At 67.3% G+C, this 23,804-nt stretch carries 22 protein-coding genes; 16 read left to right on the top strand and 6 right to left on the bottom strand.

Annotated elements, in window-relative coordinates:
• Positions 1 to 32: 32 nt before the first annotated feature.
• The 3 genes from AB3G45_RS04985 to greA all read left to right on the top strand — a co-directional run bounded on the left by AB3G45_RS04985 (position 33) and on the right by greA (position 3,263).
• A complete protein-coding gene (locus AB3G45_RS04985; RefSeq protein ID WP_367829533.1) occupies positions 33 to 1,553 on the top strand; it encodes an ABC transporter substrate-binding protein in 1,521 nt (506 codons plus the stop codon).
• A 64-nt stretch (positions 1,554 to 1,617) separates the two neighbouring features.
• Positions 1,618 to 2,673, top strand: coding sequence for an Ldh family oxidoreductase (locus tag AB3G45_RS04980; RefSeq protein ID WP_367829532.1), 1,056 nt, complete (start codon positions 1,618 to 1,620; stop codon positions 2,671 to 2,673).
• A 107-nt stretch (positions 2,674 to 2,780) separates the two neighbouring features.
• Positions 2,781 to 3,263 carry a transcription elongation factor GreA gene (gene greA, locus AB3G45_RS04975; protein ID WP_367829531.1) on the top strand — a complete coding sequence of 161 codons (483 nt, stop codon included), beginning with the start codon at positions 2,781 to 2,783 and terminating at the stop codon, positions 3,261 to 3,263.
• A 4-nt stretch (positions 3,264 to 3,267) separates the two neighbouring features.
• Here the strand turns inward: greA and AB3G45_RS04970 are convergent, their stop codons facing one another.
• Both AB3G45_RS04970 and AB3G45_RS04965 read right to left on the bottom strand, forming a co-directional pair.
• On the bottom strand, positions 3,268 to 3,966 hold the full coding sequence (locus tag AB3G45_RS04970) for an LrgB family protein (protein ID WP_367829530.1): 699 nt from the start codon (positions 3,964 to 3,966) through the stop codon (positions 3,268 to 3,270).
• The gene (locus AB3G45_RS04965) at positions 3,959 to 4,333 is read right to left on the bottom strand and encodes a CidA/LrgA family protein (RefSeq protein WP_367829529.1); all 375 of its coding nucleotides are present in this window, start codon (positions 4,331 to 4,333) and stop codon (positions 3,959 to 3,961) included. Before AB3G45_RS04965 ends, AB3G45_RS04970 begins: the two co-directional genes overlap by 8 nt.
• Positions 4,334 to 4,529: 196 nt before the next feature.
• On the opposite strand from AB3G45_RS04965, the gene AB3G45_RS04960 reads away from it, so the two are divergent.
• The 4 genes from AB3G45_RS04960 to AB3G45_RS04945 all read left to right on the top strand — a co-directional run bounded on the left by AB3G45_RS04960 (position 4,530) and on the right by AB3G45_RS04945 (position 8,959).
• Positions 4,530 to 6,104 carry a D-aminopeptidase gene (locus AB3G45_RS04960; protein WP_367829528.1) on the top strand — a complete coding sequence of 525 codons (1,575 nt, stop codon included), beginning with the start codon at positions 4,530 to 4,532 and terminating at the stop codon, positions 6,102 to 6,104.
• Between the two features lie 132 nt (positions 6,105 to 6,236).
• A complete protein-coding gene (locus AB3G45_RS04955; RefSeq protein WP_367829527.1) occupies positions 6,237 to 7,088 on the top strand; it encodes a D-amino-acid transaminase in 852 nt (283 codons plus the stop codon).
• A gap of 36 nt (positions 7,089 to 7,124) precedes the next feature.
• On the top strand, positions 7,125 to 8,162 hold the full coding sequence (locus AB3G45_RS04950; protein ID WP_367829526.1) for a P1 family peptidase: 1,038 nt from the start codon (positions 7,125 to 7,127) through the stop codon (positions 8,160 to 8,162).
• Positions 8,159 to 8,959: a M55 family metallopeptidase gene (locus AB3G45_RS04945; protein WP_367829525.1), complete on the top strand. Its 801-nt coding sequence runs from the start codon at positions 8,159 to 8,161 to the stop codon at positions 8,957 to 8,959. Before AB3G45_RS04950 ends, AB3G45_RS04945 begins: the two co-directional genes overlap by 4 nt.
• A 2-nt stretch (positions 8,960 to 8,961) precedes the next feature.
• Here the strand turns inward: AB3G45_RS04945 and AB3G45_RS04940 are convergent, their stop codons facing one another.
• Positions 8,962 to 9,903: a LysR family transcriptional regulator gene (locus AB3G45_RS04940; RefSeq protein WP_367829856.1), complete on the bottom strand. Its 942-nt coding sequence runs from the start codon at positions 9,901 to 9,903 to the stop codon at positions 8,962 to 8,964.
• 182 nt (positions 9,904 to 10,085) lie between these two features.
• On the opposite strand from AB3G45_RS04940, the gene AB3G45_RS04935 reads away from it, so the two are divergent.
• The 7 genes from AB3G45_RS04935 (at position 10,086) to AB3G45_RS04905 (ending at position 17,794) form a co-directional block, all read left to right on the top strand.
• The gene (locus AB3G45_RS04935; RefSeq protein WP_367829524.1) at positions 10,086 to 11,711 is read left to right on the top strand and encodes an amidohydrolase; all 1,626 of its coding nucleotides are present in this window, start codon (positions 10,086 to 10,088) and stop codon (positions 11,709 to 11,711) included.
• A gap of 55 nt (positions 11,712 to 11,766) precedes the next feature.
• Positions 11,767 to 13,359: an ABC transporter substrate-binding protein gene (locus AB3G45_RS04930; protein ID WP_367829523.1), complete on the top strand. Its 1,593-nt coding sequence runs from the start codon at positions 11,767 to 11,769 to the stop codon at positions 13,357 to 13,359.
• A gap of 85 nt (positions 13,360 to 13,444) precedes the next feature.
• Entirely contained in the window at positions 13,445 to 14,380 is a 936-nt protein-coding gene (locus tag AB3G45_RS04925; RefSeq protein WP_367829522.1) for an ABC transporter permease, read from the top strand.
• A gap of 5 nt (positions 14,381 to 14,385) precedes the next feature.
• Positions 14,386 to 15,207, top strand: coding sequence for an ABC transporter permease (locus AB3G45_RS04920; protein ID WP_367829521.1), 822 nt, complete (start codon positions 14,386 to 14,388; stop codon positions 15,205 to 15,207).
• The gene (locus AB3G45_RS04915; protein ID WP_367829520.1) at positions 15,204 to 16,118 is read left to right on the top strand and encodes an ABC transporter ATP-binding protein; all 915 of its coding nucleotides are present in this window, start codon (positions 15,204 to 15,206) and stop codon (positions 16,116 to 16,118) included. The genes AB3G45_RS04920 and AB3G45_RS04915 overlap by 4 nt, the downstream gene beginning before the upstream one ends.
• Positions 16,111 to 17,076 carry an ABC transporter ATP-binding protein gene (locus tag AB3G45_RS04910; RefSeq protein WP_367829519.1) on the top strand — a complete coding sequence of 322 codons (966 nt, stop codon included), beginning with the start codon at positions 16,111 to 16,113 and terminating at the stop codon, positions 17,074 to 17,076. Before AB3G45_RS04915 ends, AB3G45_RS04910 begins: the two co-directional genes overlap by 8 nt.
• 22 nt (positions 17,077 to 17,098) lie before the next feature.
• Complete coding sequence (locus AB3G45_RS04905) at positions 17,099 to 17,794, top strand: gamma-glutamyl-gamma-aminobutyrate hydrolase family protein (RefSeq protein ID WP_367829518.1); 696 nt, start codon at positions 17,099 to 17,101, stop codon at positions 17,792 to 17,794.
• Positions 17,795 to 17,846: 52 nt separating this feature from the next.
• On the opposite strand, the gene AB3G45_RS04900 is transcribed toward AB3G45_RS04905, so the two are convergent.
• The 3 genes from AB3G45_RS04900 to AB3G45_RS04890 all read right to left on the bottom strand — a co-directional run bounded on the left by AB3G45_RS04900 (position 17,847) and on the right by AB3G45_RS04890 (position 21,367).
• Positions 17,847 to 19,220 (bottom strand): aspartate aminotransferase family protein, encoded by a 1,374-nt coding sequence (locus AB3G45_RS04900; protein ID WP_367829517.1) that lies wholly within the window; start codon positions 19,218 to 19,220, stop codon positions 17,847 to 17,849.
• 35 nt (positions 19,221 to 19,255) lie between these two features.
• On the bottom strand, positions 19,256 to 20,752 hold the full coding sequence (locus AB3G45_RS04895) for an NAD-dependent succinate-semialdehyde dehydrogenase (RefSeq protein WP_367829516.1): 1,497 nt from the start codon (positions 20,750 to 20,752) through the stop codon (positions 19,256 to 19,258).
• Positions 20,753 to 20,884: 132 nt separating this feature from the next.
• Positions 20,885 to 21,367 carry an Lrp/AsnC family transcriptional regulator gene (locus AB3G45_RS04890; protein ID WP_367829515.1) on the bottom strand — a complete coding sequence of 161 codons (483 nt, stop codon included), beginning with the start codon at positions 21,365 to 21,367 and terminating at the stop codon, positions 20,885 to 20,887.
• A gap of 66 nt (positions 21,368 to 21,433) precedes the next feature.
• On the opposite strand from AB3G45_RS04890, the gene AB3G45_RS04885 reads away from it, so the two are divergent.
• Together AB3G45_RS04885 and ehuA are read left to right on the top strand one after the other, a co-directional pair.
• Positions 21,434 to 22,855, top strand: coding sequence for a PLP-dependent aminotransferase family protein (locus tag AB3G45_RS04885; RefSeq protein WP_367829855.1), 1,422 nt, complete (start codon positions 21,434 to 21,436; stop codon positions 22,853 to 22,855).
• Between the two features lie 122 nt (positions 22,856 to 22,977).
• Complete coding sequence (gene ehuA, locus AB3G45_RS04880; protein ID WP_367829514.1) at positions 22,978 to 23,763, top strand: ectoine/hydroxyectoine ABC transporter ATP-binding protein EhuA; 786 nt, start codon at positions 22,978 to 22,980, stop codon at positions 23,761 to 23,763.
• Positions 23,764 to 23,804 lie beyond the last annotated feature (41 nt).

The raw sequence follows: 23,804 nt of genomic DNA, 5'->3' as shown, positions 1-23,804 counted from the left end.
CGTCCCGGAGGACGCCGAGGGAGGAGACCGAAATGAAAAGCCGCATGGCAGCCATCCTTTTTTCCACCACGATGCTGGCGCTGAGCGCCACCCACGTCGCCGCGCAGGACGAGAACAGGAACGTGACGATCGTGCTTGCCGAAACCGTCGACGTGGTCGAGCCCTGCATGGCCGCCCGTCAGGACGTCGGACGCGTCATTTCCGAGAATGTCAACGAGATGCTCGTCGAGTTCGACTATGTGAACGGCGGGCTGAAGCCGCGTCTGGCCACGGAATGGTCGCAGATCGACGCCGACACCTGGGAATTCAAGCTGCGGCCCGGCGTGAAGTGGCACGACGGCAAGGAGTTCACCGCCAAGGACGTGCAGTTCACCATCGAGCGCAACAAGAACCCGAAGTTCAGCTGCGAGGTGGGCGGCAAGTATTTCGGCGGCACCGAGTTCACGTTCGAGAGCCCCGACCCGCATACGCTGCGCATCACCACCGACCCGGCGCAGCCGATCCTGCCGCTGCTGATGACCGTGATGCCGGTCGAATCGGCCGAGGCGACGCCGGCTGACGAGTTCACGCGCAGCCCCGTCGGCACGGGCGCCTATGTCTTCGACAAGTGGGAGGTCGGCCAGTCCATCGTCCTCAAGCGCAACCCGGATTATTGGGGTGAGCAGCCGATCGTCGAGCAGGCCACCTACCTGTTCCGCTCCGACAGTGCCGTGGCCGCCGCCATGGTCGAGGCCGGGGAGGCGGACATCGTGCCGGCCATCGCGGTGCAGGACGCCACGAACAAGGACACGGACTTCGCCTATCCGAACTCCGAGACGACGTCGCTGCGTATCGACACGCGCCAGGCCCCGCTTGACGACCGGCGCATCCGCGAGGCGATGAACCTTGCCCTCGACCGGCAGGCCATGCTCGGAACCCTGTTCCCCGAGCAGGCGCAGATCGCCACCCAACTCGTCGTGCCGACGACCATCGGCTACAATGCCGATATCCCGGCCTGGCCCTACGATCCCGAAAAGGCGAAGAAACTGGTCGAGGAGGCGAAGGCCGCCGGCGTGCCGGTCGACCAGGAGATCCGCATCATCGGCCGCAACGGCCAGTATCCGAACGCGACCGAGGCGATGGAAGCCATCATGGCGATGCTCCAGGAAGTCGGCCTCAACGTGAAGCTCGACATGTACGACGTGTCGGTGTGGAACAACTACTTCGTCTCGCCCTATGTCGCCGATTCCGGCCCGACGCTGACCCAGTCGCAGCATGACAACGCCACCGGCGACCCGGTCTTCACCGCCTTCGTCAAATACGCCTCGACGGGCGCGCATTCGATGGTGGTCGATCCGGCCGTCGACGCGATGATCGAGAAGGCGACGACGGCGACCGGCGACGAGCGCACCAAGCTGTGGAAGGAGCTGTTCGCCAAGGTCAACGAGGAGATCATCGCCGATATCCCGATGTTCCACATGGTGGGCTTCACCCGCGTCTCGCCGCGGCTGGACTTCAAGCCGACGATCGCGACGAACTCCGAGCTGCAGCTCTCGCAGATCAAGTTCAAGTAAGCCCTTCGTGCGGGCCGGCCCCGGCCGGCCCGCATCGCCTGCCACGCGAGGAATGGATAGCCCGATGCCCCATGTCGACCACCGTGTCCTGACCGATTTCGCCGAACGCATGCTCGCCAGGGCCGGCATGGAGGCGGACAAGGCCGAAGCCACCGCCGCCATCCTCGTCGAAGGCGACATGATCGGCCATGACACGCACGGCGTCGGCCTGCTGCACTGGTATCTCGAAGCGCTTCAGGACGGATCGCTGGCGAAGGCCGGCAGCTACGACATCGTCGCCGACCGGGGCAGCACCTTCGTCTGGGACGGCAATCTCCTGCCCGGCGCCTGGCTTTTGACGAAGGCGCTCGACCAGGCCTGCGAGCGTGTCGCCGCCCACGGCATCGTCGCGGCCGCCATCCGCAACTGCCACCATACCTGCGCGCTTTCGGCCTTCATGCGCCGCGTGACGGAGCGCGGCTACATCGTGCAGATCTCCGTTTCCAATCCGGGCGCGGCGCGCGTGGCGCCCTACGGCGGCACAAGGCCGCTCTTGACGCCCAATCCGACGGCGGCGGGCTATCCGACCTCCGGCGACCCCATCCTGATCGACGTCTCCTGCTCGATCACCACGACCACCATGACCCAGACGCTCGCCAAGCGCGGCGAGGCCTTCCCGCAGGACTGGGGCCTGACGGCGACCGGCGAGCCGACGCGCGATCCGCGCGAGATCACCGAGCGCGGCGGCTCGATGATGCCGCTCGGCGGCGTGGCCAAGGGGCACAAGGGCTTCGGTCTCGCCCTCATGGTCGACCTCATGGGGCAGGGGCTTTCCGGCAAGGGCAGGGCGAACACCGCGCCCGGCACCTTCGCGCAGAGCGCCTTCCTGCAGGTTATGGACCCGGCCTTCTTCGCCGGCCTCGACGCCTTCACCGACCAGGCGGACTGGACCGCGGCGGCCTGCCGGGACAATCCGCCGGCCGCCTGGAACAAGGGCGCCGTGCGCATGCCCGGCGACAGCGCGGCCCGCAAGCGGCGGGCGGCGCTGTCGGGCGGCGTTCCCGTCGGCGAGGCGACCTGGGAGAAGCTTTCCCGCGACGCGGAGCGGATGGGCGTCGCCATGCCGGCGCCGGCGGCCTGACCATCCCCTGCGGCATGTCGACGAATTGACCCTTCCTTCGGCGATGAGGTACGGTTCCCGTTTACGTGGGCCCATGGGGCCTGCCGCGCCAGGAATGGAGTTCGAGCATGAGCGTTGCCTTCATGAAGGAAGAGAGCGCCGAGACGGCAGCGGAAACCCTGCTGCCGGAACGGGCGATTTCCCCGCATCCTAATCTCGTGACGGAGAGCGGGCTGAAGGCGCTGGAGGCGCAGCTCCAGGAGGCCCGCGAGGCCTATGCGGCGGCGAATACCGTCGAGGACGTCAACGAGCGCCGGCGGCAGGCGGCCGGCCCGGCGCGGGACCTGCGCTATCTTGCCGAACGAATCCGCACCGCCGAGCTCGTCGCCGCCCCCGCTTCGAACGACGTCGTCGCCTTCGGCAGCACCGTCACCTTCAGCCGCGACGACGGGCGGGTGCAGACCTATCGCATCGTCGGCGAGGACGAGGCCGACCCGAGGGCCGGCTCGATCTCCTATGTCGCCCCGGTGGCGCGCCTCCTCATGGGCAAGGCCGTCGGCGATCTCGTGACCGTCGGCGGGCAGGAACTGGAGATCCTCGCCATCGCGTGAGCGGTCACAGGAAGAGATGGACGATGAGCGAGGTGAGCACCGCGTTCAGCCCCATCGCGATGCCCGAGAACAGGCCGGCGACCGGATCGACGGAATAGGCGCGCGCCGTGCCGATGCCGTGCGAGGCGAGGCCGACGGCAAAGCCGCGGGCGCTGTAGTCCCTGATGCGCATGGCGTTCATCATCGGCGTGACGACGATCGCGCCGCAGGTACCGGTGAGGACGACGACGGCCGCAGTGAGGGCGGGGTCCCCCGCAAGGCCGGAGGAGATGGCCATGGCGACTGCCGCGGTCGTGGATTTCGGGGCGAGCGAGGCGACGACCTCGGGCGAAAAGCCGAACAGCCGGCTGAAGAACACCGTCGAGCCCACCGCTGTGAGGCTGCCGGCGAGGAGGGCGGCGAGCAGCGGCAGGAGGTTGCTCTTCACGAGGGAGAGTTTCTCGTAGAGCGGGATGCCGAGCGCCACCGTCGCCGGACCCAACAGGAAATGGATGAACTGCGCGCCCTCGAAATAGGCGGCATAGTCGATCCCCGCGACACAGAGCACGGTGGCGATGGCGACGATGGAGAAGAGGATGGGGTTCAGCAGCGGATTCCCTGGGCTGAGCCCGGCAAGGCCCGTGGCGGCCAGCCAGACGACCAGCGTGCCGGCGAGCCAGAGCAGCGGCGAGGTGGCGAGATAGACCCAGAGCCCGTCAGTCATCCGCATAGCCTCCGCAAAGCCGCTTCACCAGGATGAAAATCCAGACGGTGGCGGCAAGGGTGATGACGGTCGACAAAAGGACGATGGCGAGCAGCGCGAGGCCGCGGTCGCGGATGAGGTCCAGATGCTGGATGATGCCGACGCCGGCCGGCACGAAGAGTATGCCGAGATTGGCGAGGATCGCCTTCGACGTGTCGAGGGTCTGCCGGTGGGCGGATTGAAGGATCGGCCTGCCGCCGGTCAGCGTGAGGACGACGGCGATCATCGCCATGCCGATCACTGGTCCTGGCACGAGGCCGCCGAGAAGATAGGCGGTCATTTCGCCGATCAACTGGAAGACAAGCAAAATCGTGATTCCGACAAGCATGCGCACCCTCCCTGCCTGAGCTTCGGCCCCGTCTTCGCCGGGTCCGCCGCCTGCGAGGAGTAGCGGTCTTTTGCCGGTAAATCCATGGTGCCCCGGGCCGGATTTGCCGGGTTGCGAAGCGGGCGCGGATGGAAACAATGGCCCGCGACGGGATTCGGCGGCGAACCCCGCGGTGAAGGCGCCGGGCGGCGCGCGGATGGAAGGCAGGCAGGGCATGATCGACGACAGGCGGCTGGAAGCGGAGATGGATGCGCTTCCCGTGCGGTTTCCCGGGCCGGGCGGGGTCGCCGGCGTGGTCAGCGAGGGACGCATCGTCGCCCTTCGCGCCTGGGGCTTTGCGAGCCTGGAGGCGCGGCAGGCGATGACGGCCGCAACGCGGCTGCCGATCTGCTCGGTCTCCAAGCAATTCACCTGTGCGGCCATGCTCGCCGCCTGCGGCGCGCCGGAGGCGCTGGACGGGCGGCTTGCCGCGCATCTGCCGAATTTCGAAGGCCCGCTGCCGCGCGTGCGGGACCTGTGCAACAACCAGTCGGGCCTGCGCGACTACTGGGCGCTGACCGTGCTGCATGGCGCCAGGGCCGAGCAGGCCTTTTCGCGCGAGGATGCGGCAGCTGTGTTCCAGCGCATGCGCAGCGGGCACTTTGCGCCCGGCACGCGCTATTCCTACAGCAACGGCAATTTCCGCCTCGTCTCCGATCTTCTGGAGGACGTCTCCGGCGAAACGCTCGAGACGCTCTATGCGCGGCACATCTGGGAGCCGGCCGGCATGACCGGCGCGGTGCTGACCGCCGATACCCGCCGGCCGGAAGACGGCGTGGTCGGTTACGAGGGCACCGATGCCACCGGCTACCTGCCGGCGGACAACGGCGTCTACTGGCGGGGCGATGCCGGCATCTCCGCCTCGCTCGACGACATGATCGCCTACGAGCGCTGGATCGATGCGACGCGCGGGGATACGGACAGCCTCTACCGTAGGATTGCGGCGCCGCAGACCTTCCGCGACGGCGCGGCGGCCGCCTATGGCTTCGGCCTGCAGCATTCGCGCGTCGGCGCCCTCGCCGTCACCGGCCATAGCGGCGCGCTGCGCGGGTTCCGGGCCTACCGGGCCTGTTCGGCCGAAGCGCGGCTCTCGGTCGTGGTGATGTTCAACCACCACGGCGATGCGCATGGCGCGGCGCACCGGCTGCTGCGCAGTGCGCTCGGCCTGCCGCACCCCGTTTCCCAGCCGCTCGGCGAGCGCTGGGGTGGGCAATGGATCAGCCGCGAGACCGGCCTTCTGGCCCGGCTGGAACCCGGCCTCGACACGGCCACGCTGCGGTTCGGCACGTCGCCGGAAAGCCTTTCGGAGACTTCGGACGGCGGCCTTGCCTCCGCGACCGTCAAGCTCGCCCGCGCGGGCGCCGACCTGATGATGCAGCGGATGTCGGAAAACCATTCCGAGCGGCTGGTGCCGGTCGCGCCGGCGCCGGCGGCCGGCGATGCGCGCCTTGCGGGCCGCTACCGCTCCGCCGAACTGGCGGCGGATATCGTCATCGAATGCCGCGACGGCGGGACCTATCTCTGGGCGGAGGGTTTCCTCGGCACGGGGCGGCCGGAGATCGTCCAGCCGGCCGGGCCCGATCTCTGGCTCGTCGTCACGCGCCGCTCGATGGACGCGCCGGCGCCGGGGGACTGGACGCTGGCGGCCGAGCGCGATGCGACCGGACAGATCACCGAGCTGACGCTCGGCTGCTGGCTGGCGCGCGCGATCCGCTATGAGCGGTGCGGCTGACCATGGCTAAGTTCTTGTGAAATAATGCCTCAGGCGATTTTTGCATGAGGTCCTGCCCAAATTGAATTGGTCAGCGGCGGCAAGTCGCACCAATGTTCCGCGCCGAAGGCAACAGGTGAGCAAGAGGAACAGATGGGCAGGATCGTCTACGTCCACGGTCAATTCGTGCCGGAGGAGGACGCCCGGATCGGGCTGTTCGACCGCGGCTTCCTGTTCGGCGACGCCGTCTACGAGGTGACGGCGGTGATAAGCGGGCGGATGATCGACAACGACCTGCATCTCGCCAGGCTCGAACGCTCGCTGAAGGAACTGGATATCCCGCTGGCGCTCGATCGGGCGGAGATCGTCGCCGTGCAACAGGAGCTCATCGCCCGCAACGCCCTTGAGGACGGCACCGTCTACCTGCAGGTCTCGCGCGGCGAGGCCGACCGCGACTTTCTCTATTCGCCGGCGCTTGCGTCGCGGCTCGTCGGCTTCACGCAGGCCAGGACGCTCGTCGGCACCAAGGGCCAGAAGGACGGAATCTCCGTCGACCTTGTCGCCGATCCACGCTGGCAGCGGCGCGACATCAAGACCGCCATGCTGCTCGGCCAGGTCATGGCCAAGCAGGCGGCCCGTGCCCGCGGCTTCGACGACGTCTGGCTGGTGGAGGACGGGCTGGTGACGGAAGGCGCCTCCTCGACCGCCCATCTCGTCACCGCCGACGGCCGCATCCTCACCCGGCCCGCCTCGCAGGCCACCCTGCCGGGCTGTACCCAGCGCGCCCTTGCGCGGCTCTGTGCCGCCGAGGGCCTCACCATCGAGGAGCGCGCCTTCACGCCGGGGGAGGCGCAGGACGCCGTGGAGGCCTTCCAGACCTCCGCCTCCAGCCTCGTCATGCCGGTCGTTCGCATCGGCGACCGGGTGATAAGCGACGGCAAACCGGGACCGCGGACGCGGGCGCTGCAGGCGCTCTATCTGGAAGCGGCCGGCGTTTCGGTCTAGAGCATTTCACGGGTGGACGGGCCGGAGGGGGCGGATATGAAGACGGCGCGTGAACTGGGGCTGATCCCTGAGGGGCGGCTGGAGCCGGGGCCGGGCAATGCCATCACCGATGTTGCCGGGGTCGCCGTCGGCCATCGCTCGCTGCGCGGCGACGGCCTTTTCACCGGCGTGACGGCCATCGTGCCGCATCCGGGCGATCTCTTCCGCATCAAACCGCGGGCGGCGGTCGAGGTCGTCAACGGCTTCGGCAAGTCGGCGGGGCTGATGCAGGTGGCCGAGCTCGGCACGATCGAGACGCCGATCCTCCTCACCAACACGTTCGGCGTGGCGGCTTGCACCGAGGCGCTGATCCGCCGCGCCATCGCGGCCAATCCGGCGATCGGCCGCAAGACCTCGACGGTCAACGCGCTGGTCTGCGAATGCAACGACGGCAGCATCAACGATATCCAGGCGCTCGGCGTGACGCCCGCGGACGCCGGGGCGGCCCTCGATGCGGCGCGGCCGGGGGCTGTGGAGCAGGGCGCGGTCGGCGCCGGGTCCGGCATGACCGCCTTCGGCTTCAAGGCCGGCATCGGCACGGCCTCGCGGCTGATGCGCATCGGCAGGCGCGATTACACGCTCGGCACGCTGGTGCTCGCCAATTTCGGTGCGGCCGGCGATCTCGTCCTGCCGGATGGCCGACGGCCCGATCCGCGCGTGCCGGCAAGCCCCGAGCGCGGCTCGGTCATCGTCGTCATGGCGACGGACCTGCCGCTGGGGGACCGGCAGTTGCAGCGCATCGCCCGCCGCGGCGCGGCGGGGCTTGCAAGGCTCGGCGCCTTCTGGGGCCATGGCAGCGGCGATGTCGTCCTCTGCTTCACCACGGCCGACCCGGTGGAGCACGATCCGGCCGCGCCCGTCGCCACGCAGCAAAGGCTATCCGACGATCACATCGACACCGCCTTCCGCGCCGCCGCGGAGACCGCGCAGGAAGCGGTGCTGAACGCGCTCTGCATGGCCCCCGCCACGCGGGCGCGGAACGGCCGCCTCTATCCCGCCCTCGCCGACTGGCTGAAGGAGAACCCCGCCCCATGAAAGTCTTCATCTCCGCCGATATCGAAGGCACGGCCGGCATCGCCCACTGGAACGAGGCCGAGCGCACCCATCCCGACTGGGCCGAGTTCCGCGCCCTGATGACGGGCGAAGTGGTCGCCGCCTGCGAGGGCGCGCGCGCGGCCGGCGCCACGGAAGTGGTGATCAAGGACGCCCATGACAGCGGCCGCAACCTCCTCCTCGACCGCCTGCCCGACTATGTGCGCATCGTGCGCGGCTGGTCCGGCCATCCGGACGAGATGATGTTCGGCATCGACGCCGGCTTCGCCGCGGCGATCTATACGGGCTACCATTCGAAGGCCGGCGCGGAGGGCAATCCGCTCGCCCATACCTCCAACCTGCGCATCTCGCGGCTCCTGCTGAACGGCGAGGTGGCGTCCGAATTCACCTTCAACGCGCTCTGCGCGGCCGGCTACGGCGTGCCGTCCGTCTTCCTGGCCGGCGACGTCGGCATCTGCGCGGAGGCGCGGGCCATGGTGCCGGGTCTTGCGACGGTGGAGACGCTGGACGGAAGGGGTCGCGCCGCGACGTCCATCTCGCCCGCCTGGTCGCGCCGCCTCATCCGCGAGGGCGTGGCGGCGGCGCTGTCGGGCGATTTCGCGCAGGCGCTGCCCGCAACGGCGGATCGCTACGAGGTGGTGATCGAATTCTCCACGCCGACCGAGGCCTATCGCGCCGCGTGGTATCCCGGCGCCAGGGCGCACGGCCCCCGCGCGGTCGCCTTCGAGCACAGGGAATTTTCCGAGATCCTCAGGGCGCTGCTCTTCCTGAAGGTCTGATCTCAGGCGGACGTCCGTTCGAGGAGCTGGCGCGTTCGGCGCCAGAACTCCTCGACCTTGCCGGTGCGGCTCGCCGCATGGCGGTAGAGGCGGACGTCGAGGTCGAGGTTCCAGCCCTCGTCCGCGGAGGCCGGCACGAGGCGGCCCGTCTCGATCTCCTCGCGTGCGAGGCTCTCCGGCAGCCAGCAGATTCCCGCGCCCGTCACCGCCATGTTCATCAGCCCGGCGCTGATGGTGTTCTCGTGCGTCGTGCGGCGGCGGAAGGGCGGGCGCCGCAGCATGAGGCGCGACAGGGCGACGCCGAAGAACGAGTTGAAGCCGTAGCTGAGATAGGGAACGGCAAGCCGCGGCTGCGCGACGGCCCGGTCGAGGAGGCCGTGCCCCGGCTGCATCCGGCCCGCGATCTCGATCTCCTCCGACACCAGCGGAACCAGCCGGTCGCGCCCGACCGTCAGCGAGGCGAACTGCCCGCGGTCGAGATGGAACGGCACTTCCGGATGGGCATAGGTGAGGAAGAAATCCGCCTCGTCGCCGACGAGCGCGTCGAGATTGGCCTCGATGCCGCCGCGGTCGGGGATGAGCGAGGTGCTGAAGGCGCCGCCCGCGCCCTCCAGCGTCTTCAGCCAGCGCGGGAAGAAGGTGACCGTCAGCGTGTGCAGGGCGGCAAAGCGGATGAGGCCCGGCTCGTGCGACGGGCGCAGCGCTTCCCGCGCCGCATAGAAGGTGCGGATCGCCTCCTGCGCGACGGGCAGGAAGTTGCGCCCCGCCGGCGTCAGCTCGGCCGGCATGGTGGCGCGGCTGATCAGCGTGGCACCGAGCCAGCTTTCCAGCTGCTTGATCCGGCGGCTGAAGGCCGGCTGGGTGACGTTGCGCAAATCGGCGGCGCGCGAAAACGAGGACGTATCGGCCAGCGTCACGAAATCCTCCAGCCATTTCAGTTCCACAGCCGGTTCCCTTTCGATCCTGTCCATGCGTAGGGCGGATCATAAGTCATTCAATCGAAATAGGTATGCCGATTTCGCATGGGGTCGTGCCAAAAGCGAATTGGCCAAGTCCGCCGCAACCTTTCACGTTGCGGGTGGAGGAAATGGCGCCGGCTTGCCGGTGCCGACAGGGGGAAGCGTGCATGGCATTCGCAATTGAAGCCGATCTCATTCTGACCAACGGCCGGATCTGGCGCGGACGCGAAGAGGGGATCTGCGAGGCCCTCGCCGTCTGGCAGGGCAAGGTCCTGGCGACCGGCCGCACGGCGGATATGCTGGCGCTGAAGGGGCCGGCGACGGAGGTCATCGACCTTGAGGGCCGCTTTGCGACGCCCGGCCTCATCGACAACCACCTGCATCTCATCGCGACCGGCATCGCCATGGGCTTCGTCGATGCGACGCCCGCCGCCGCGCCGACGCTTTCCGCGCTGATGAAGGGAATTTCCGAACGTGCCGCATCGACGCCGAAGGGCGGCTGGGTGCGCGCCCGCGGCTACGACCAGGTCAAGCTCGACACCGGCCGGCATCCGACGCGCGATGATCTCGACCACGCTGCGCCCGATCACCCGGTCTATCTGACGCGGGCCTGCGGCCATGTCTCCATCGCCAATTCTCGCGCGCTGGAACTTGCCGGCATCGACGAGGCGACGCCGGTGCCGGACGGCGGGGTGATCGGCGTCACCGACGGCAAGCTCAACGGCCTTCTGGCAGAGAACGCCCAGAACCTCGTCAAGGCCGCCATGCCGCCGGCGACCACCGAGGAACTGATCGACGGCATCGAGCGGGCCGGGCGGCACCTGCTTTCCTTCGGCATCACGAGTTGCATGGATGCGGCGGTCGGCCATGTCGCCGGCTTCTCCGAGATCCAGGCCTATGAGATGGCGAAGCTTTCCGGCCGCCTGCCGGTGCGCGTCTGGCTGACGCTGCTCGGCGATCCGGGCGTGTCCATCGTCGAGGACGCCTGGCGCGCCGGGCTGCTCTCCGGCGCAGGCGACGACATGCTGCGCGTCGGCGGCGTGAAGGTCTTCCTCGACGGCTCGGCCGGCGGGCGCACGGCCTGGATGACGAAGCCCTACGAGGGCGAGCCCGACAATATCGGCGTGCAGATGCTGCCGGACGAGACCGTGGAGGCCGTCGTCAGGGATTGCCACGACCGGGGCTACCAGATGGTCTGCCACGCCATCGGCGACGGGGCGATCGAACAGCTCGTCACCGCCTATGAGAAGGCGCTGGCCGCCAATCCCGATCCCGACCGCCGCCATCGCGTCGAGCATTGCGGCTTTTCCACGCCCGAACAGCATGCGCGCATGCAGGCCGCCGGCATCCTGCCCGCGCCGCAGATGGCCTTCATCCACGATTTCGGCGACAGCTACATTTCCGTGCTCGGGGAGGCGCGCGGCAAGCCGTCCTATCCGATCGGCACCTGGGCGCGCCTCGGCCTGAAACCGTCGACCGGCTCGGATTCGCCGGTTTGCTCGCCCGATCCCTTCCCGAACCTGCATGCGATGATCACGCGCCAGACCGGCAAGGGCACGGTGATGGACGCGTCCGAGCGGCTGAGCCCGGAGGAGGCGCTGCAGGCCTATACCGAATACGGCGCCTATTCCCAGAAGGCCGAGGGCGTGAAGGGGCGGCTCCTGCCCGGCCAATGGGCCGATATCGCGGTCTTCGACAACGATCTTCTGGCCGCGGAGCCGAAGACCATTCTCTCAGGCACGCGCTGCCTGCTGACCCTGCTTGCAGGCCGTGTCGTGCATGATGCGCGCTAACGGCCTGACGGACTGAATCGAAACGATGCCGAAACGGCACGAGAGGGAGAACGACATGCTCAAGACACTGACACTGGCCGCAATGCTCAGCCTCGGCGTGGCTGCCGGGGCGCTTGCCGCGGGCGAACGCCAGGGCGGGACGCTCGTCTTCACCGCACCCTACGGCTCGAGCTTCGCCACGCTCGACGTGCAGTCCAGCCCGAACACGCAGGAAGAGTTCATCACCCAGGCGATCCATCGCGGGCTCTACAGCTGGGATTCGATCCAGAACAAGCCGGTGCTGGAACTGGCCGATTCCGAGGAGGTCTCCGAGGACGGCACGGTCCACACCTATCACCTGCGCAAGAACGCCGTCTTCCACAACGGCAAGCCGCTGACGGCCGACGACTTCATCTACAGCTACAAGCGCATCGCCAATCCGAAGAACGCCTTCCCGGGCGCCAGCTTCATCGCCAACATCAAGGGCGCGGACGACTATATCGCCGGCAAGGCGGACGAGATTTCCGGCCTGAAGAAGATCGACGACAACACGCTGGAGATCACCTACACCGGACCGATCAATCCCGGCTTCCCGCTGATGCAGAACACGACGGTCATCTACCCGTCGAATGTCGAGGACGAAACGAGCTTTGCGAAGAACCCCGTCGGCCTCGGCGCCTTCGTCTTCAAGGAGCATGTGCCGGGTTCGCAGGTCGTCGTCGAGAAGTTCGACAAGTACTACGAGGAGGGCAAGCCCTATCTCGACCGCATCAACATCGTGCTGATGGCCGAGGACGCCGCGCGCGACGTCGCCTTCCGCAACAAGGAGATCGACGTCTCCATCCTCGGCCCGACGCAGTACCAGGCCTATCAGGGCGAGGATGCGCTGAAGGGGCAGTTGCTGGAGGTCGCCGAGGTCTATACCCGCAATATCGGCTTCAACCCCGCGTTCGAGCCTTTCAAGGACAAAAGGGTGCGCCAGGCGATCAACCACGCCATCAACGCGCCGCTGATCATCGAGCGCCTCGTCAAGAACAAGGCCTATCCGGCCTCCGGCTGGCTGCCGATCTCCTCGCCGGCCTTCGACAAGGACAAGCCGGCCTATGCCTTCGATCCGGAAAAGGCCAAGGCCCTGCTGGCCGAAGCCGGCTATGCCGACGGCTTCGAATTCGAGGTGACGGCGAGCCCGAACGAAAGCTGGGGCGTGCCGATCGTCGAGGCCATCCTGCCGATGCTGCAGAAGGTCGGCATCACCGTGAAGCCGAAGCCGGTGGAAAGCTCGGCGCTCGGCGAGGCGGTGACGACCAACAACTTCCAGGCCTTCATCTGGTCGAACCTGTCCGGTCCCGATCCGCTGAACGCGCTGCGCTGCTTCCATTCCAAGACGGCGCAATCGGCCTGCAACTATACGAGCTACGCGAGCGCCGAATTCGACAAGCTCTATGATGCGGCCCAGCAGGAGCGGGATCCCGCCAAGCAGAACGACATCCTGCGCCAGGCCAACAACATCGTGCAGGACGACGCGCCGGTCTGGTTCTTCAACTACAACAAGGCGGTCATGGCCTACCAGCCGTGGATCCACGGCCTCGTTCCCAACGCGACGGAACTGGCGGTCCAGCCCTATGACGAGATCTGGATCGACGACACCGCGCCGGATTCGCGCAAGTAAGCCTTGAGGGGTTCGGGGGCGGCATCAATGTCGCCCCCCCTTATCGATTGTCACGCCCGCAAGGGCGGCCAACACGGAACCGCTCATGCTTCGCTTCACCCTGCGCCGCATCTTCCAGATCATCCCGACGGTCGTCGTGGTGGCGCTGCTGATCTTCGTCATCTTCTCCGTCGTGCCCGGCACCTTCGCCGCCAGCCTCTTCGCCGATGGCAAGCGCGCCGCCGACCCGCAGATGATCGCCCGCCTCAACGAGGAATTCGGCCTCAACAAGCCGCTGCTGGAACGCTTCACGACCTATGTCACGGATCTCGCGCAGTTCGATCTCGGCACCAGCTTCCGCACCCGCCAGCCGGTGATCGACCTCATCAACGACCGCATGTGGGCTTCGCTGCAACTGGCCATCGCCGCCATGGTCTTCGCCCTCGTCGTCGGCGTGCCGCTCGGCTTCCTCGCCGCGCTCCGGCCAGGCTCCGTGCTCGACACGGTGACGATGATCGGCGCCGTCTCGGGGCTCTCCATGCCGCAGTTCTGGCTGGGCCTCCTGATGATGTATCTCTTCGCCCTGCAACTGAACTGGCTGCCGAGCTTCGGCTATGGCGACGGCTCGTTCAGCAATCTCATCCTGCCCGCCGTCACGCTCGGCGTCACGCCGCTGGCGCTTCTGGCGCGCACCACGCGGGCGGGCGTCCTCGACGTGCTCAACGCCGATTTCATCCGCACCGCCCATTCCAAGGGCATGAGCGAGATGAAGGTCGTGCGCTGGCATGTGGCGAGGAATGCGCTGGTGCTGATCGTCACCACGGTCGGCCTGCAGTTCGGTTCGCTGATCGGCCAGGCCGTCGTCATCGAGAAGCTGTTCGCCTGGCCGGGCATCGGCTCGCTTCTGGTCGACAGCGTTGCCATCCGCGACATTCCCGTGGTGCAGGGCACGATCCTCGTCATCGTGCTGTGGTTCCTCGTCATCAACACCGCCGTCGATCTGATCTATGCCGCGATCGATCCGCGCATCAAGCAGGAGTGACGGGAATGCGCCTCGGCTTCAACTTCTGGCTCGGTGCGACGCTGACGGCGCTGGTCATCCTCGCCGGCGTGCTCGCCCCGTGGATCGCGCCCTTCGACCCGGTGCTCGACGCGGACCTGATGAGCTCGGAACTGCCGCCCGACGCCACCTTCTGGTTCGGCACGGACGCGCAGGGCCGCGATGTCTATACCCGCATCCTCTACGGCGCGCAGATCTCGCTGACGGTCGGCATCGTCTCGCAGGTGATCAACTCGGTCATCGGCATCACGCTCGGCATGACCGCCGGCTACTGGGGCGGCTGGTGGGACGACCTGGTGAACGGCCTCACCAATGTCATGCTCGCCATCCCCTCGCTGATCTTCGCGCTCGCCGTCATGGCCGTGCTCGGTCCCGGCCTGCCGTCGCTTCTGATCGCGCTCGGCCTCACCAACTGGAGCTGGACCTGCCGCATCGCCCGCTCCTCGACGCTGTCGCTGAAATCGCAGGGCTATGTGCAGGCGGCGCAGACGCTCGGCTACGGGGACCTGCGCATCATGTTCACGCAGATCCTGCCCAACATGATGGGCCCGATCCTCGTCATGGCGACGCTCGGCATGGGCTCGGCGGTGCTTTCCGAGGCGGCGCTCTCCTTCCTCGGCCTCGGCATCCAGCCGCCGTTCCCGAGCTGGGGCTCGATGCTGACGGATGCGCGCCAGCTCATCCAGCTCGCGCCCTGGGTGGCGATCTTCCCCGGCCTTGCCATCTTCCTCTCCGTGCTCGGCTTCAACCTTCTCGGCGACGGCCTGCGCGACAGCCTCGACCCGCATATGAGGACGCGCAAGCTATGACCGCGCCGCTTCTCGACATAAGGAACCTTCGGCTCGGCGTCGCCGTCGGCCGCTCCGCCCATCACCCGCTGCTGAAGGACGTCTCCTTCCAGATCATGCCGGGCGAAGCCTACGGGCTCGTCGGCGAATCCGGCTCCGGCAAGTCGATCACCTCGCTTGCCGTCATGGGGCTCCTGAAGAAGCCGCTCGCCGTTTCGGGCGGCGAGATCCTGTTCAAGGGACAGAACCTCATTTCCCTGCCGAAACGCGAGATGCGGCGCCTTCGCGGCAACCGCATCGCGATGATCTTCCAGGAGCCGATGACGGCGCTGAACCCGCTCTCCACCGTCGGCCGGCAGATCGCCGAGATGTTCGTGCTGCACCAGGGCAAGAGCTGGGGCGAGGCGGAAAAACTCGCCATCGAGGCGCTGGGCAATGTGCGCGTGCCCAATCCCGATCGCCGGGCGAGGAACTTCCCGCACCAGATGTCCGGCGGCCTGCGCCAGCGCGTGATGATCGCCATGGCGCTCGCCTGCAATCCCGATCTCCTCATCGCCGACGAGCCGACCACGGCACTCGACGTCACCGTACAGGCCGAGGTGCTGCGCCTCATCAAGGAACTTTGCGCCGAACGCGGCACGGCCGTGCTCTTCATCAGCCACGATCTCGGCGTCATCGCCAGCATCTGCCAGCGCGTCGGGGTCATGTATGCGGGGTGCCTCGTTGAGGAGAACGAGACGCGGGCGCTCTTCGAGGATCCGCGCCACGCCTATACGCGCGGCCTGCTCGGCGCCCTGCCGCGCCTCGGCAGCCGCAGCGAACATGGCCGCCAGCGTCTCGTCGATATCGACAGCATCATCGCCGACCGCTCGATATTGACGGAAACACGCTTCATCGCGCCGCGCGGGGCGCAGGGGGCCGGCCATGACTGATCCCCTGCTGGAAGTAAACGACCTTCATGTCCGCTTCCCGATTTCCGGCGGCGGCCTGTTCGGCACGGGGCGGCGCATGCTGCACGCCGTCAACGGCATCAGCTTCGACCTCGCCAAGGGCGAATGCCTGTCGATCGTCGGCGAATCCGGCTGCGGCAAGTCCACCACGGCGCTCTCCATCCTCGGCCTCCAGGAGCCGACGGAGGGCACGATCCGCTATCGCGGCCAGCCGCTCGCAGGTCCCGGCGCGCCGGGTCGAATGCAGCGCGCCAAGGCGGTGCAGATGGTCTTCCAGGACCCCTATGCCTCGCTGAACCCGCGCCAGTCCGTGCGCAGCTCGCTTACCGCGCCGCTGAAGCTGCACGGCATCACGGCGGCGTCGGAGATCGAGGGCCGCATCGAGGCGATGCTGAAGGATGTCGGCCTGACGCCCGAACAGGCGGCCCGCTATCCGCACGAGTTTTCCGGCGGCCAGCGCCAGCGCATCGGCATTGCCCGCGCGCTGATCCTCGAGCCGGAGATCGTCGTGCTCGACGAGCCGGTCTCCGCCCTCGACGTCTCGATCCGCGCCCAGATCATCAACCTCCTGCTCGACCTGCAGGAAAAGCGCGGCCTCTCCTACATCATGATCAGCCATGACCTGAGCGTGGTCGAGCACATGAGCGACCGGGTGCTGGTGATGTATTTCGGCGAGGTGGTGGAGGAGGGCGGCTGGCGGCAGATCTTCGAAGCGCCGGCCCATCCCTATACGCGCCGCCTGATCGCCGCCATTCCCGATCCCGATACCGCGCTCAACCCTGCGGCAAGGGAAGACCGGTTCGCCGACCTGCCGCAGCTGGCAGGCCGCAGCTTCGTCTCCGACGGCAGCATCGCGCCCGACGTGTTCATGCCGCCGTCGCCTTCCGAGCTGGTCCAGATCACCGGGAATCACCGTGTGCGGTTGGCAAGGTCTCGCTGAGACGTTCGAAAAGGTGGAGCATATGGCCCGCAAGCCGAAGATCGCCGTCATCATGGACGAGAACACCAGCACGGGCGGGGAGCGCTACGACGTTTCGAAGCACTATTTCTCCGCCATCGGCCGGGCTGGCGGCTTTGCCTTCGGCATTCCCTACGCGGCCGACATGGTCGATGACGTTGTCGAGGAATTCGACGGCTTCGTGAGCGTCGGCGGGCGTATCAATTTCCCTGCGGAATGGTATGTCGCGGGCGACCGGTCGCAGTATCCACTGTCGGACCGCCTTGCCGTCGACATGGCGCTGATGAAGGGCTTTCTCGACCGCGACAAACCCGTCCTCGGCATCTGCAACGGCATGCAGATGCTCGCCTGCCTGCATGGCTGCCGGATGGTCTCGGATATACGCGCCGCCTGGCCCGGCGCGCTCGATCATGACCGGGGGGATGTGCTCCACGATGTGGAGGTGACGCCCGGCACCAGAATGGCCGGCATCGTCAAGGCCGACCGCTTCAGCGTGAACACGTTCCACCGCGAGGCGATCGTCGAGGCATCCGACGCCGTGGTCGTCACCGCGCGCGGCCCGGACGGCGTGATCGAGGCAATCGAGGTGCCGGCTTATACGTTTGCGATGGGCCTGCAATGGCATCCGGAACGGCTCGCCCCGGACAGTCATCCCGGCGCGCGCGTCTTCGATGCTTTCATCAGGGCGGCAAGTTCTTAAGTCGGGGCCAACGCTGCTGAGCGCTGGCCCCGACATGACGGGGTGACCGGGTTTATCCGAGAACCGACTTCACGGCCTCGGCCGTCGCCTTCACCACGGTGTCCGCCTCGTCCTTCGTCAGGCACAGCGGCGGGGCGAAGCCGAGGATATCGCCCTGCGGCATGGCGCGGCCGATGACGCCGCGCTCCAGAAGGGCGGCCGACACCTGCGGGCCGATCTTCCTGCCCGGATCGAAGAAGACGCGGTCGTCCCTGTCCTCGACGAATTCGATCGCCGCCATCAGGCCGTCGCCGCGCACCTCGCCGACATGCTTGTGGCCGCCGACGGCCTTGGCGAGTTCGCTGCGGAAATAGGCGCCGGTGGTGCCGGCATTTTCCACGAGGCCGAGTTCGTCGATGAGTTCGAGATTGGCGACGCCGGCGGCGACGCAGATCGGGTGCGAGGAATAGGTCCAGCCGTGGCCGATGGCGCCGAGTTCATCCGAACCCTTGACCAGCACTTCCCAGACCTTGTCCGAGACGATGGTACCGGAGAGCGGCGCGTAGGCCGAGGTGAGGCCCTTGGCGATGGTGATGAGGGCGGGCTTCATGCCGTAATGGTCCGAGCCGAACATCGTGCCGAGGCGGCCGAAGCCGGTGACGACCTCGTCGGCGATCAAGAGGATGTCGTATTTGTCGAGCACGGCCTGGATCTTCTGCCAGTAACCCTTCGGCGGCGGCACGATGCCGCCGGTGCCGAGGATCGGCTCGCCGATGAAGGCGGCGACGGTGTCCGGGCCCTCGGCAAGGATCATCTCCTCCAGCTTGTCGGCGCAATCTTGCGCGAACTGCTCCTCGTCCATCGACCGGTCCGGCCGGCGGAAGAAATAGGGGGCTTCCGTGTGCAGGATCGGAGCGCGCGGCAGGTCGAAGGCGTTGTGGAAGAGGTGAAGACCGGTCAAGGAGCCGGTCATGACGCCGGAGCCATGGTAGCCGCGCCAGCGCGAAATGATCTTCTTCTTCTCCGGCCGGCCGAGGATGTTGTTGTAGTACCAGACGAGCTTGATGTTCGTCTCGTTGGCATCCGAACCGGACAGGCCGAAATAGACGCGGCTCATGCCTTCCGGCGCGCGGTCGATGATCATCTTGGACAGCGTGATCGAGGCTTCCGTGCCGTGGCCGACATAGGCGTGGTAATAGGCGAGGTTCTTGGCCTGCTCCGCGATGGCATCGGCGATCTTCGTGCGGCCGTAGCCGACATTGACGCAATAGAGGCCGGCAAAGGCGTCGAGGCTCTTCTTGCCGTTGCTGTCCGTGATGTAGACGCCTTCGCCGCCCTCGATGACGCGCGTCGGCGTCTCGCCGCGGGCATGCATGCCCATATGGGTGGAGGGATGGAAGAAGTGGTCGCGGTCCCAGGCGGTGAGTTCGTTGCGTCTGTCGAGCATGGTCTTTTCCTTTCGGTATGGTTCGTTGCCCGGGATCAGGCAGCGGTGTCGATGCAGAGATATTTCAGTTCCGTGAAGGCCTCCATGCCGTGGCGCGAGCCTTCGCGGCCGAGGCCGGATTGCTTCCAGCCGCCGAAGGGGATCGGGCCGCCGGTGATCTTCACGCGATTGACAGCCACCATGCCGTATTCCAGCGCGCGGGCAAGCCGCATCTGGCGCGCGCCGTTCTCGGTGACGACATAGGCGACGAGGCCGTATTCGGTGTCGTTGGCACGGGCGATCACCTCCGCCTCGCTGTCGAAGGCGGTGACGGCGGCGACGGGGCCGAAGGTTTCCTCACGCATGATCAGCGCGTCGTCGGAAACCTCGGTCAGAAGCGTCGGCTCGTAGAACAGCGGACCGGCCTTGTGGCGCTTGCCGCCTGTGAGGACCTTCGCGCCGTGCTTTACGGCGTCGGCTACCTGCTCCTCCACCTTGGCGATGGCGCGCTCGTGCATCAGCGGGCCGATCTCGACATCCGCCTCCAGCCCCGCGCCGACCTTCAGCGCCGCGACGCGCGCCTTGAAGGCGCTGGTGAAGGCGGCAAGGGCGGGGCGCTCGACATAGATGCGGTTTGCGGCAAGGCAATCCTGGCCCGAGGTCGCGAACTTGGCGTTGACCGCGATATCCGCCGCCTTGTCGATATCGGCGTCGGCGAAGACGATCAGCGGCGCATGGCCGCCGAGTTCCATGACGAGCCGCTTCATGGTCGGCGCGCACTGGCCGGCGATCAGCCTGCCGATCTCGGTCGAACCGGTGAAGCTCATGGCCCGCACGCGGGCGTCGGCGTTCATGCAGCCGACGATGGTGGCGGCTTTCCCCGTCAGAACGTTGAACACGCCGGCGGGAAGCCCGGCCCGCTCGCCGAGTTCGGCCAGCGCGAGGGCGGAAAGCGGCGTCTCGCTGGAGGGGTGGGCGACGACGGTGCAGCCGGCGGCGAGCGCTGCCGCCGCCTTGCGGGTGACCATGGCGGCGGGGAAGTTCCACGGTGTCACGATGCCGACGACGCCGAGCGCCTCGCGGCGCACGATCATCTCGGCGCCCGGCAGGTGGCTCGTCACGCTCTCGGCGTTGAGGCGTTTTCCCTCCTCGGCATACCATTCGATGAACGAGGCGGCATAGTCGATCTCGCCGCGGGATTCGGCGAGCGGCTTGCCCTGTTCCAGCGTCATCAGCAACGCGAGGTCCTCGCGCGCCTCCAGGATCAGCCCGTGCCATTTGCGCAGGATCGCGGCGCGCTGCTGCGGCAGCAGGTCCCGCCAGGCGGGGAAGGCATTCGCCGCCGCCGAGACGGCGTCCGCGGTCTGGCCGGCATCGAGCGCGGCGACCCAGGCGAGCGTGGCGCCGGAGGCGGGGTCCGTCACGGCAAAACTGTCGCCGGCGCGGCCCGCCACCCAGCGGCCGCCGACATAGGAGAGTTCGCGCAGCAGATGAGGGTCGCCGAGGCGGGCGAGCGCATCGTGGAAGGTGGTGCGGGCGAATAGGGCGGTCATGGCGGCCTCCTCTGGCTCGTGTCGACGGTGAGTCTGCCAGAGGCGGGACGACAGATTGTCTATTGCCGGGGCGGGCGGCAGAGACTTTGGCCAAACCGGCGATGCGGCGTAGACAATCTCTCTACGTCGCGGTCACTCCTGCGAAGGCAGCAGCACTTCCAGCGGCAGGACGGTCTCCTCCTTCACCGTCTTGGTGACGATGTAGGTGAAGTAGCGGTCGATGCCGAGTTCGCGGTCGAGCAGGCCGTCGACGAGGCGCTGGTAGGCGTCGATGTCGGGGGCCATGATCTTCAGGATGTAATCCACCCCGCCGCCGACGGACCAGCAGGCAACGATCTCCGGCGTTGCCGCCACCGCGCGCTCGAAGCGGTCGAAATCGGCTTGGCGGTGGTTGGCGAGCGTCACCTCCATCAGGACGCTGGCGACCGGCGCCAGGCGCCGCACCGCGACGCGCGCGTGATAGCCCGTGACGATGCCCGCCTTTTCCAGCTTGCGCAGCCGCAGCCAGCAGGGCGTCGGGGAAAGCCCCGCCTTCTCCGCCAGCGCCAGCTTGGTGATGCGCCCGTTCTCCTGGATCGCCTCCAGGATGCGCAGGTCGATGGCGTCGAGTTTCATGCGGTCGCCCTCCGGGCGGATATCATGTCAAAGCGAGGAAAAAGACAATGGAAAGGCATTTTGGCGTTGTCAATTGAACTGAATTTGAGCACTGTTGAAATCATGACAAATTGGCGACCCGATATATCCCAATTGCGCCGGCCGGCCTATCTTTCCCTCGCCGAGCAGATCGCCCGCGCCATCCAGGAAGGACTGCTGCCCAACGGTACACGCCTTCTGCCACACCGCAAGCTCGCCGACGACCTGAAACTTTCCGTGCAGACCGTCAGCCGCGCCTATGACGAGCTGATCCGGCGCGGCCTGATCTCCGGCGAGATCGGCCGCGGCTCCTTCGTGCAGACGCGGCCGAAGGAGCCGGAGCCGCCCTATCTGCCCGAGCGGCTCGGCGAGCTGATCGACCTGTCGATCCTCAAGCCCGTCTGCGAGCAGATTCACCTGGAGCGCATGCGCGAGGCCTTCGGCTGGCTGGCGGAGAACCTGCCGTCGAGCTCGGCGCTGTCCTTCCGGCCCAACATGGTGTTCCCGCGCCACCGCAACGTCGCGGCCGAATGGCTGGCGCGCTGCGGGCTCGACATCTCGCCGCTCAACATCAGCCTCACCAACGGCGCGACGTCGGGCATGACGGTGGCGCTGATGAGCGTCGCCCCGCCCGGCGCGACGGTCGCCACGGAGGCGATCAGCCACCACACGCTGGTGCCGCTCTCCACCTATCTCGGCCTCCATCTCGAAGGCCTGCCGATCGACCGCGACGGCATGATCCCCGAGGCGCTGGACGAGGCCTGCCGCAAGGGCGTCATCCGCGCGGTGTTCCTGCAGCCCTCCGTCATCAACCCGACCGCGACGCTGATGAGCGCGGAGCGCCGGCAGGCGCTGGCCGAGGTGGCGCGCCGCCACAACATCGCGATCATCGAGAACGACATTCTGGGGCCGCTCGTCGAGGAACGCGCGCCGCCGATCGCCGCCTATGCGCCGGAGCGCACGCTCTACGTGACGAGCTTCACCAAGATCACGGTGCCGGGCCTGCGCATCGGCTATCTCGCCGCGCCCGACCGCTATGTCGCGGCCGTCGCCAACCGGCATCTCGTCTCGAACTGGATGGCGACGCCCTCGATCGCCGAGATCGCCACGCGCTGGGTCGGCGACGGCACGGCGATGGAACTCGTCACGTGGCAGCGCGGGGCACTGGCCGCGCGCCACGCCATCGCGGAGGAGATCTTCGCGGGCCTGCCCTACCGGTCGCATCCACAGAGCCTGCATGTCTGGCTGCCGCTGCCGGAAGGGCACACGGAGGAGGGCTTCGTCTCGCAGGCCCGCCTGCGCGGCGTCGCCATCGCGCCCGGCTCCTCCTTCCGCACCGCCGACCAGGGCTGGCAGCCGGCGGTGCGCATCTCCCTTGGCTCTACGACGGAGCAGGAACTTCGCACGGGGCTCGGCATTCTGGCTTCGCTGGCCAGCGGGAACCCGGAGGCGCTGCTGCTCGCGATTTGAGTCGCGGTGCCCGCGAAACGGGCGGCGAAACAATAATTGTCATGAGATTATTATCTACATTGACATGATTTCGATCGCCGCGCATCGTTAGGCCAACACGGTCTCGACAGGGAGAGACATGCATGGCCGCACCCATCATCCGCATCGACAATATCGTGAAGCGCTACGGTGCCTTGACCGTGCTCGACGGGTTGTCGATGGAGGTGCTGCCGGGCGAGAAGCTCGCCCTCATCGGCCCCTCCGGCTCCGGCAAGACGACGATCCTGCGCATCCTGATGACGCTGGAGACGATCAGCGACGGGCATATCGAGGTCGACGGCGACCAGCTCTACCACATGCCGAAGAACGGCGGCCTCGTGCCGGCGGACGACCGGCACCTGCACAAAATGCGCGAGAAGATCGGCATGGTCTTCCAGCACTTCAATCTCTTCCCGCACAAATGCGTGCTCGACAATGTCACGCTGGCGCCGATGCTGACCAAGGGTGTGGCGAAGGCCGCGGCCGAGAAGCGGGCGATGGAGCTTCTCGACATGGTGGGCCTTGCCGACAAGGCCAAGAACATGCCCGCCCAGCTGTCCGGCGGACAGAAGCAGCGTGTCGCCATCGCCCGCGCCCTGGCGCTCTCGCCGAAGATCATGCTGTTCGACGAGGTGACCTCGGCGCTCGACCCGGAACTGGTCGAGGAGGTGCTGAACGTCATGCGCAAGCTCGCCTCCGAGACCGACATGACCATGCTGCTCGTCACGCACGAGATGGGCTTCGCCCACGATTTCGCCGACCGCATCCTGTTCTTCGATCGCGGCAAGATCGTCGAGGAGGGCAAGCCGGACGAGATTTTCCGCAATCCCAGGCAGGAACGCACGCAGACCTTCCTGCGCAAGATCATCGCGGCAGGGCACCGCGTCTGAGGGTCTTCCTCGGAAACAAGGCTCCAAGCAACAACGGAACA

It is taken from the genome of Shinella sp. S4-D37 (genome assembly GCF_040812195.1).
Taxonomy (GTDB): domain Bacteria; phylum Pseudomonadota; class Alphaproteobacteria; order Rhizobiales; family Rhizobiaceae; genus Shinella.
This window is presented reverse-complemented; position numbering and strand designations above follow the sequence as displayed.